Raw genomic sequence first — 9,840 nt, 5'->3', positions numbered from 1 at the left:
ATGATCACTGTGTCAGAAGGGCACAGGAAAGAAGGAATCCGAATCTGCTTGGTGGTGCCATTGGCCCCTATGCGAACTGACACGGAAAAATTCAGGGACGAGTAGACATTGGCTTGCCCAACGTAAGGAAGCAGCATCGTGTGTGCTGAAATTCCGTAATAGGAGTAGTGCCCGGTTCCTTGGTCGGCGGCGCTGAGAGCTGTTCGCTCGTAGTTCCCTCTTGGGAAGATTCGGAACGTGTCGTGATAGTTGTGTACCGCGATCCCGAGCTGCTTCAGATTGTTTCGGCATTGAGTTCGGCGGGAAGCTTCCCGGGTTTGCTGCACTGCAGGGAGCAGCAGGGCAATCAAAACAGCGATGATGGCAATCACCACCAGTAGTTCGATCAATGTGAATCCTGGAGAGGATTTTTGTGACCGTCTAATACTGCTGAAGCGAGTTGATTGACAATTTGTACTTCTCCGAAGCATGACCACGTCCTCCGTCGAGGCACTCGCAACGGCACAAAGATCTATAGGGAAATGAATAAGTCAATAAAAGATCATCCTGTGTGGGTGGTTTCCAGTGAAAATTCTCGATTAAAAAACAATTTGATCGACTTTCTTGGGGTGAATTTTGTGGTTGTGGGGGATATGCAGTTTGGAAATGCGTGCAACAATTTGTTGAAGGTGCCTTCGCGATCAGAGAACGTGGATTCCGATTTGTTCTGAGCCAACGAATGGAACCGAGGGTGGAAGAATGCTGTCTATGGAAACAAACAACCGTGACTGGCAGTCTCGTTCCCCGTTTTGTGGAAGTTGGAAGCTTGCGTTTGTGGTAAATCGATCAGGGCTGGCTCAGAGCGGAAAACAACTGAACTTCGCGATGGCAGGGTTGGTCTCTGGCATATGAAATTTCGCTTCCGTATGTCATTTCTGGCTGCTTTGATCCAGAAAGCGCAGAGTTGAGGTCCCATTGACCTGAAATTGAAAATCGCGAACAATTCCCAATCGACTCTCAGCACCGAAAGAAGGCCATCGGACATGTTTGAAATGAACATTCGACGTCACTCCCCGGTTGATCCGCAGAACGCTGATTATCAGCGTACTCGGCAGATGGGTGTAGGAGACCTGTTGCTCGACAATCGGATCATCTTTCTGGATGGCCCGATTCACGATGGCAATGCGAACTTGATTGTGATGAAACTGCTGTATTTGCAGTCAGAAAACCGACACCAGGACATTCACCTGTACGTGAACTCTCCGGGCGGTTCTGTCACCGCGACGCTGGCAATTTACGACACGATGCAATTCCTCGAATGCCCTGTCGCGACTTATTGCGTCGGTCTTGCGGCCAGCGGCGGCGCGATTCTCATTGCCGGGGGTGCGCATGGGAAACGCTTCATTCTTCCACACGCGAAGATGATGATCCATCAGCCGTATGGTCAGGTTGGCGGTCAGGTTTCCGACATCGAAATTCAGGCGAACGAGATTCTGGAAACGCGAGCGGTGTTGAACCGGATTCTCGCCGCGCACACCGGTCAGCCAGAAGAAGTGATTGCTCGGGATACCGAACGTGACCGTTATCTGTCGCCAATTCAGGCGAAAGAATATGGTCTGATTGATGAGATTGTGACTCCCAAGAAAAAGGGAGCTGCGGTTGCCGCTGAAGCAACGCAGGCAGCTGAAAAACGTTAACAGCTGCTTTTCTTTCGCCGTCAGCTTTCCCCCGCGAACACAATAAACGAGAAGTCATCATGTCTACGCTTGTTCCATTTGTCGTTGAAAAGTCCGGTCGCGAAGAACGCGCGATGGACATCTACAGTCGTCTGTTGAAAGATCGAATCATCTTTTTGGGGACTCAGGTCAACGATCAGATGGCGAACCTGTTGGTTGCTCAGCTGCTGTACTTGCAGTTTGAAGATCCAAAATCAGACATCCATATGTACATCAATTCGCCAGGTGGCTCTGTCACAGCTGGTCTGGCGATATACGACACAATGCAGTACATCTCCTGCGATGTTGCCACCTATTGCATGGGACAGGCAGCCAGTATGGGAGCGATGCTGTTGACCGCCGGCGCACCTGGGAAGCGATATGCTCTTCCAAACAGCCGGATCATGATTCACCAGCCATTGGCCGGAATGGAAGGGACCGCAACGGACCTGGAAATTCATGCCAAGGAAGTGATCAAGATGAAGCGAAAGCTGAACGAGATGCTCCTGAAGCATACCGGTCAGACTTTGGATGCGATCGAGCGAGATACAGATCGCGATAACTTCATGTCCGCAGAAGAAGCTGTTTCGTACGGGCTCGTAGACCGAGTTCTGGAACGCCTGCCGCATGGCAAAGAAGACTAATAAACTGTTTTTTGAGGGTTTGGGATCAGGCTGACACTGGCCATCCAAACCGGGCTTGCTTTGCATGCACTCAAATCGTTGTTTTTGAAGATGTGGCTTTGAATCCTGATCAGATTGATGGTCAGGATTCAAAGGGTTTCCAGAGTCAATGTGCCTCAGCTTTGAGTTGTGGCCTAATGACTTGGAGACGTTGTGTCAGGGAATTGTGACGGGATGGTTTCTGTCGCAACGATGCTCCTGATTCGGGCCTCACGTGATTGGTCCGCAATACTTTTCTGAATTTTGTTCGTCATGATGACTGCACTTCGAGCATGGAAGTTCGAAGCCGGCGTAGCGAAAGTCTTCGCCGGTCTGGCATTGTTGTCGACACTGTCTTCGTGCGTCACGCGAGGGAATGTCGATCTGCTGGAGGCGCAGCTACGGACACAGGAATCGGCCCTGAGAAACTACGAGTCCAAGGTTTCCCGGCTGGAAAGTGACCTCCGCGTCTCTCAGCGTGAGCTCGATCTGCTTCGCACGAATGCCTCTGCGCTGAACGTTTCCGTTGCGATGGAGGAAGTCAGCGGCAATATCGCGAAGGTCGAAGAATTCGCTTTCAATTCCTACTTCACAGCGGGGCAGGATCAGGATGATGTCGCCGGTGATGAGCGTTTCTTTGCACTCATCAGCCCTTACGATGCTCAGGGAAGCACTGTTAAAATCTCTGGACGACTGGAACTCGAAGCCATCGATCCTTCGCGTCCAAGTGGTGACCGTTCACTTGGACGGTGGACATATACTCCGGATGAGAGTCGCCAACTCTGGCATTCCGGGTTTTTGTCGGCTGGATTTCAAATTGATGAGGAATGGCAGCGACCGCCCAATGGTTCGCAAGTGGTGTTGCTCGCCAAAATTGAAACCATAGATGGCCGCACATTTGAAGCGACACATTCCATCTCTGTGACACCTGGTGGCACCATGAACGGAAACACGCCTTCGCGACGAGCCAGTCAGCCAGCGGGCGTTGTTCCGCCCCGACAGCTCCCGGCCGATCTTGATGAACCTGCAGCGGTTCGCAAGGTGCCGGATCCCGAGCCGTGGGAATTCGATGTGAAGCGCTCTGCTCCGGCCGGTCCTCAAGGAAGCAAAGAATCGCTCGATGCCTTTCCAGCTCCGGGAGGTACACGTCTTGTCCCGGGAAATTCAGCATCGAATCCGCCGTCTTCTGATGGGGCCGATCCATTTGGTGGCTTGAAAACCTCGGACAACTTCACTGAGGAAACGATCCCTTTACTGCGATAAGGGACGCGAGTTGGTCACAATCAGCTTCTTCTGATTTAACAGGGCCGCACCGTTAGTTTCGGAGTGCATTTCGCGCCGCTGTCAGCACACGCTTTCGTTCTTTCTGAATAATGAGTTTGGCATCGGCCTGACTGAGGCCACTGTCGATTGCGTAGTCAACCAGCATCCTTTGCTCAGGTGGAGTGAGGATTCCGTCAACCAGAAAGACGTGGGCGAGTTGCGTGACATAGTCTCTGGCTTGCTCGGCATTCTCGGGGCGCGGAACTTTTGTGTCGAATGCTTTCGCCTGTTCGAGAACGGTGTTTACCTGTTGTTCTGACAGGCCGCGATGTGCCCCGAGTTTCTGGAGCACGATCCGTTCCTGTTCATTGAGAATGCCGTCAATCTGTGCGGCCTGAGCGAGAATCGCCAGCGCGAGCGGAGTGTCTGTTGAGTGAACAGCGACATTGGATTCTGCATGTTCTTCTCGCAGCTTTCGAAGATTCTCAAAGTGTCTTTGAGCAGCATCTTCAGAGAAGCGATCGACACTCTTCAGGACCCAGTCGAAGCTGCCATCTGTCACGACTGTTCCGCAGTATTTACAACTGCCTGATCCGTCAATCTCCAGTGGAGCGCCGCATTGTGGGCAGCCTGCTGAACTGAACGTCCCGGCAGGATTGGTCAGAGTCCCCTTCTTTCTTTCGAGCGTGTACAACTGAGAGACGATTGCCTGCCCCTTCAGTTCGTTCTCTCTTCCGTTGTTGCGGTTGATCAGTATGCCTGACCAGCGGACCATCACATGCAGTGAGTCCATCTCCTGCGAATCCGTGGATTCCATGTTGTTGTTTGCGTCGAGGACTTCGACCTGACCAACGGCTGCATTCTTCCAGTAGCGATTCTTCTCTTTGAGGCCAGCCGTGAATTCGCTTCGGAGTTGTGGCATCAACACGGGTGCTGCATATTGGGGATCAGCATAGTATTCGGCGGCTCTCAACCTCCAGAACATGACAGAGGTTTTGTCTTCGATGTGCTGGATGTTGAAGCCGGGATCTTTCGCACGTAGGGCCGCAATTCCAGGTAAGTCCTGTTCGCTGCCGGGCACCTGAAATTCGGATTCCTGAGTGATTTCAGACAACACCCAGTCGTACTCACCTGAATTGACCTGCGCACCGCAACTGGAGCATTTGACGACATCGACAATATTCAATGGGGCCGCACAGCGCGGGCACTGGCCTTCGATTGCTCCTTGAGCAGCGATTGATTTGACGCCGGGGCGGCGGTGGAACGACCAGAATTCTACAAACGGACCAGAGTGCTCACTGTCTGGGATTCGTTTTCCGGTCTTCAGGTTGACTTTATAGTCGAGTGCGGATGCCGCAATTCGTAGGTGGATCGTGTCGAATTGAACAGTGTTATAGAGTGCGACTGCTTCGCACGTACGAATCTGAACATTCGTCATGATGTTGCGCAGATCAGCATCCTGCATCATTTTAATCTGAAGAGAAAACCGTTCAAAAATCCCGTCGCTGATGAATGGCCGGACTGACTTGAGATCCTGATCACTCCATGCCTGCTGGATTTTCAGGAATGCCGTTTCTACTCGTTTCCGAAAGAGTTCGTAGTTGAAACTCGGGTCCCGTTTTTGCATTGCAGCAAGCGAGGTCGCTCGAAGGCGTTCGGTCTGACGCTGCTTCCCTCGACGAACGGTCCTTTGGACTTGAGTTTTCTTCAAGCCGTTGATGGCGGACGAGACGACAACCAGAACAACAACTGAGAGGATGATGATTAAGAATCCATCGATGGGCCTGCCGCCCCCTCCCCCGCCGCTGGAGCGATAGCTGCTCGATCCTCCGCCGAAGCTCCCCCCGCCGCCGCTGAATCCGCCTCCACTGCTTCTACTCCCTCCGCCTCCTCCGAAGCTTTCTCCTCCCCCTGCCCGAGCGAAAACATCAGTTGGAAGAGAGCAAACGGTGATCCCGGTGGCCAGCAGGACAAGTACGATCAGAAACCTGCTTCGAGAGAAGTTGTGCGTGGATCGCATGAAGAAGGCCTCTTGGACGAGTCGCATTCGCAGGACAAGACAGGCAGAGAGTGACCGTTCGCGAACCACTAATGTGTTAGTGATGAATGGAAGTCTCTGTCCTCTCTTCACTTTTGTTGTTTACTGATTGTGCTGAAACTCACGCTTCTCGCAACCCTGAATTCAGCAACAGGGAGAAGAACATTGATTCGTGTTGGAAGCATGTGGCCTGATGTTCGAGGGGCGTGAGCTGGTTGGCTGGAGCGGAAATGTTACATACAATCCGAAGTTGTCGAATCGGAACCATCTTGAGGATGGCTTCTCTCTTTTGGTCGTTGTGGCAGAGAAAGCCGTGCGGTTATGAGAGTGGGTCAGTCAAGTGGAGTGTACGTGACCGCTTGAAGAATAAGCCTTCGGAAGTCATTGTCTTGTCTGATTGACGATTTCCGCGCTGCGGTGAACAGCATTTCCTGAATCAGAAAAGAAGCTGCGTCGGTCGACGAATGACTGGTGTCTTTTCTAGCAGTCTGGATGCATTGTGACAGAAGATCGATTTCAATCTGAATTTTGTGCCGAGAAGCTCAAGGCGCTGGGTGATCCAACGCGTTTGAAGATTGTCGATCTGCTGCGTACTGGTCAGCGTTCTGTTGGGGACATCGCAGAGCTGCTGCAGATGGAAATCGTGCTGGTTTCCCACCATCTGGGCGTCCTTCACAACGCCGGAATACTCGAACGCAAAAAGCAGGGTCGGTACGTTTTTTACCGTCTCAAAGATGGCTTGCTGATGTCGACAGAATCGACAGGCGTCGATCATCTGAATCTCGGGTGTTGTCGGATCGAAGTTCCCAGAGTGGGGGGCAGTGATAGCGACCCTAATAGCAACACGGGTGGCGACGAGTTGCATCAGCTTTCTTAGGGCTGCTCAGGTCTTGCGTGTGTCCGTGCAGCTGATTTGAAAGATGAGAGACTGAAGCTCGCGGGCTGAAAACGCTGAGCTTTCCAGATTCGCTTGAAAACGATCCGGACGCGGTGTCGCAACTCCAGAGTGCAGAAATGGGAGATGCGGTAGCAGACTCTCGTTCTCGAAAGCCTGCCACCGCTGTCACATTACTGAGTATGTCTCGCTAATCCTGTGATGGATTTGTTGAGGACGTCGCCATCTTCAGTGGGATGCGAGGCTTTCCTTTTCGTATCTTCAGATTGAGTAGCTCGACTATCAGTGAGAAGGCCATCGCGAAGTAGATGTACCCTTTGTTCACCGGAGTTCCGATCCCTTCTGCCACAAGAAGAACACCAATCAGGATCAGGAACGACAAGGCAAGCATTTTGATTGTCGGGTGAGCGGTGACAAATCGTTCAATGGAACCTGCAAAGATCATCATCACCACGATAGACAGGATGACTGCAACGACCATGACCCAGATGTCCTTCGCCATCCCGACGGCTGTGATCACGGAATCGAGCGAGAAGATGATGTCGAGGATTGCGATTTGCAGCAGCACAGACTGGAATGTGACTCGCTTTGGTTCGGCGTGGGATTCTTGTTCGTCGCCTTCCAGTTTGTGATGGATTTCCATGACGCTGTTCCAGATCAGGAACAGGCCACCGACGAGGAGAATCAGGTCACGGATTGAAATGTTGTTGATCTCTTCTGGACCATGAACATGCCCGTGCCCATGACCGGTTGTTGACTCTGGAGTCGCGGGAGTCGCCGGGACATCATCTGGAAGGACCCAGCTTTCCGGGACGCCAAGGTCTGTCAGTTGGAAGATCGGAGCGGTCAGTCCCAGGACCCAGCTGATGCAGAACAGCAGGAGAATGCGCATCCCCATCGCCAGCCCGAGCCCGATGGTGCGTGCTTTCGCCCGCTGGGCTTCAGGGAGTTTCCCACAAAGAATGCTGATGAAAACAATGTTGTCGATGCCCAGCACAATTTCCATTGCGGTGAGCGTTAGCAGCGGGATAGCCCAGTCCATGTTTGTTCCGTTGCCTTGTACAGTATCGTCGTTGCGTTTCGAGCGATGCGTCTTTTTGAGAGGGGCGAAAAGATCTCCAAACTCGAATTCATCGTATTTCAGATTCAGGGCTCGGCAAGTTGAGACCTACTTCGAGTTTGTGAATTTCTGAAGCAAAGAAGCCGAGGTCTGAATATCAGACCCCGGCTTCGTTTAATTGTGATGCAGTTGCGTTTCCATCAGGAAAGGGTCGCTGCATCAGACTGCGATTTGAATCGAAGCTGCGCTGACTGGTGAGTCAGGTCTACTTCTTTTCGAACTTATAGATCCCCTGCCCGTTTGGAGAAACGATGCAGAAGTAGATCTCGCCCTGAGCGTCGTCTCCGAAGGAAAGCACTGGCATGGCCTGTCCCGGAATCGCTTCGTTGGAAATCACCTTCTTGGCAGCGGCGTCGTAGTTCAGAGCCCAGATTTTTCCTGTCACGTAGTCGGCATAGACATACTTGCCTTCGAGTTCAGGAAGTGCTTTGCCCCGGTAGACAAATCCGCCAGTGATCGACTTTCCGACCTGGTGATCGTATTCCCAGATTGGATCGATGAAGGAGGACTCGTCGACGACTTTGTTGCCGAATGGGTGGGTTCCTTCTCGACGTGACCAGCCGTAGTTTCCGCCTTTGACGACGAGGTCAATTTCTTCCCAGATGTTCTGACCGACGTCAGCCGCCCACAGAACATTGGTCTTGGAATCGAACGCCATCCGCCAGACGTTGCGGAAGCCATAGGCGTAAATCTCTGGGGCAGCCCCTTCTTTGCCGACGAATGGGTTGTCAGCTGGGATTGCGTAAGCCTTGCCGTTCTCTTCGCGATCAACGTCGATGCGGAGGATCTTGCCAAAGTGGCTGCTCAGGTTCTGGGCGTTATCGAACGGATCGTTTCCTGCTCCGCCGTCACCCAATGCAATGTACAGGAATCCATCCGGGCCAAAGATGACGGTTCCGCCATTGTGGTTCCAGAATGGCTGCTTGATGGTGTAGATGATTTTCTCGCTGGCTGGATCAAACTTGGTTGGATCCGTCTTTGACAGCTGGAAGCGAGAGACGTTTGTCTGCAGAGTCGACTTTGGTGTGTAGTTAACGTAGATGTAGCCGTTTTCCTTGAACTTCGGATGGAAGGTCAGTCCGAGGAAACCCTCTTCATTCTGCTTGTCGCTGTAAGCAACGCGATCAGAGATGTCGAGAACCAGCTTGGATTCTTTGACGTCAGCTTTGTTGTCGAATGACCAGATGAGCCCGTGCTGATCAGCAACGAACAGACGGTTGCTGCCGTCCTTTGGAGCGGTGACAACGATCGGGCGGAAAGCACGTGGGACACCGTTCTCGGTTTCCGGTGACCATTTATCGAGCTTCAGGTTCGGGAAGGCCAGAGTCGATTTCAGAGGAAGTTCTGAGGTCGAGATGTCTGGAGCTTTGCCACCTGGGGCCAGCTTGCGGACTTTGATATTCCGGAACGAGACCAGATCGTTGTGGTCTTGCAGGCAGATGTGACCTGTGTCTGGTTTGCCGAAGTTTGCCCAGTCTTTGAATTTGCTGTTGGCAACTCGTTTGTTCCAGTCAGCGCTGCCCTTGTTGAAGGTGTAGTATCGAACACCGTTCACAGCGACTTCGCCAGACCCGGGAGCAACGCGCACGTAGAGTTGGTTCCATTCCCCGGTTGGTCGGGTTGCGTCCAGAATTTCTCCGGTGACGCGATCTTTAGCTGGCTGGTGGAGCTGATACAGCCAGCCTGCTTTCTGAGCGTCTTTTCCTTCGACATTGTCCTGAATCTGGATTTCAGGTCCGGTCTGGTAAGGACGTTGTTCTGTTTCCTGAACGTGGAACATCAATCCGCTGTTTCCAGCAGGGCTGATCTTGTAGTCGAGCAGCAGTTCGAAGGCATCGTACTGTTCTTCTGAGACGATATCGCCAGCCCCTTTGTCCTTGCGGACGAGAGCACCGTCTTCAACGACCCAGCCATTGCTCACTTTGTCGGATTTGTAGTTCCGCCAGCCGGATGTGGTCTTCCCGTCAAACAGAAGTTTCCAGCCCGCCAGTTCTTCGTTCTGTGTCAGTTGGTTTGGTTCAGCGGCGACTGCCGGGAGAGTGCTCGCGCACAAGGCAAGGCAGGCTGGAAGCCAGAAAGCTGATCGTTTCATAGAGCTCGCTTTACTCAGGAGAGAGAATTGGGGGAAGGTGATTGCGTACAGATTCAGCCGTAACGTCATCATTCAG

The 9,840-nt window shown here is 52.5% G+C and carries 8 protein-coding genes (1 of these 8 only partly in view); 4 read left to right on the top strand and 4 right to left on the bottom strand.

Annotation, left to right across the window (positions count from 1 at the left end):
* A protein-coding gene (locus SH527x_RS13590; RefSeq protein WP_437191220.1) for a DUF1559 family PulG-like putative transporter crosses the window boundary here: on the bottom strand, nucleotides 1-389 show its 5' end (the start). Its footprint begins 658 nt before the window's first position; the window shows 389 of its 1,047 coding nt (coding positions 1-389); its start codon is at nucleotides 387-389; its stop codon lies off the left edge, out of view.
* Between the two features lie 633 nt (nucleotides 390-1,022).
* On the opposite strand from SH527x_RS13590, the gene SH527x_RS13585 reads away from it, so the two are divergent.
* From SH527x_RS13585 to SH527x_RS13575, 3 genes are all read left to right on the top strand, one after another.
* Complete coding sequence (locus SH527x_RS13585; protein WP_437191219.1) at nucleotides 1,023-1,676, top strand: ClpP family protease; 654 nt, start codon at nucleotides 1,023-1,025, stop codon at nucleotides 1,674-1,676.
* A 59-nt stretch (nucleotides 1,677-1,735) separates the two neighbouring features.
* Nucleotides 1,736-2,338 carry an ATP-dependent Clp endopeptidase proteolytic subunit ClpP gene (gene clpP, locus SH527x_RS13580; protein WP_437191218.1) on the top strand — a complete coding sequence of 201 codons (603 nt, stop codon included), beginning with the start codon at nucleotides 1,736-1,738 and terminating at the stop codon, nucleotides 2,336-2,338.
* Between the two features lie 291 nt (nucleotides 2,339-2,629).
* Nucleotides 2,630-3,619 carry a hypothetical protein gene (locus SH527x_RS13575; protein WP_437191217.1) on the top strand — a complete coding sequence of 330 codons (990 nt, stop codon included), beginning with the start codon at nucleotides 2,630-2,632 and terminating at the stop codon, nucleotides 3,617-3,619.
* Between the two features lie 52 nt (nucleotides 3,620-3,671).
* Here SH527x_RS13575 and SH527x_RS13570 read toward each other — a convergent pair whose 3' ends face one another.
* Nucleotides 3,672-5,639 carry a TIM44-like domain-containing protein gene (locus tag SH527x_RS13570; RefSeq protein ID WP_437191216.1) on the bottom strand — a complete coding sequence of 656 codons (1,968 nt, stop codon included), beginning with the start codon at nucleotides 5,637-5,639 and terminating at the stop codon, nucleotides 3,672-3,674.
* A 517-nt stretch (nucleotides 5,640-6,156) separates the two neighbouring features.
* Here SH527x_RS13570 and SH527x_RS13565 point away from each other — a divergent pair.
* Nucleotides 6,157-6,534 (top strand): ArsR/SmtB family transcription factor, encoded by a 378-nt coding sequence (locus tag SH527x_RS13565; protein WP_437191215.1) that lies wholly within the window; start codon nucleotides 6,157-6,159, stop codon nucleotides 6,532-6,534.
* Between the two features lie 208 nt (nucleotides 6,535-6,742).
* Here SH527x_RS13565 and SH527x_RS13560 read toward each other — a convergent pair whose 3' ends face one another.
* Both SH527x_RS13560 and SH527x_RS13555 read right to left on the bottom strand, forming a co-directional pair.
* On the bottom strand, nucleotides 6,743-7,594 hold the full coding sequence (locus tag SH527x_RS13560; protein WP_437191214.1) for a TerC family protein: 852 nt from the start codon (nucleotides 7,592-7,594) through the stop codon (nucleotides 6,743-6,745).
* Nucleotides 7,595-7,877: 283 nt separating this feature from the next.
* Nucleotides 7,878-9,764: a PQQ-dependent sugar dehydrogenase gene (locus SH527x_RS13555; protein ID WP_437191213.1), complete on the bottom strand. Its 1,887-nt coding sequence runs from the start codon at nucleotides 9,762-9,764 to the stop codon at nucleotides 7,878-7,880.
* Between the last annotated feature and the right edge of the window lie 76 nt (nucleotides 9,765-9,840).

It is taken from the genome of Planctomicrobium limosum, assembly GCF_051465645.1.
Taxonomy (GTDB): domain Bacteria; phylum Planctomycetota; class Planctomycetia; order Planctomycetales; family Planctomycetaceae; genus Planctomicrobium.
This window is presented reverse-complemented; position numbering and strand designations above follow the sequence as displayed.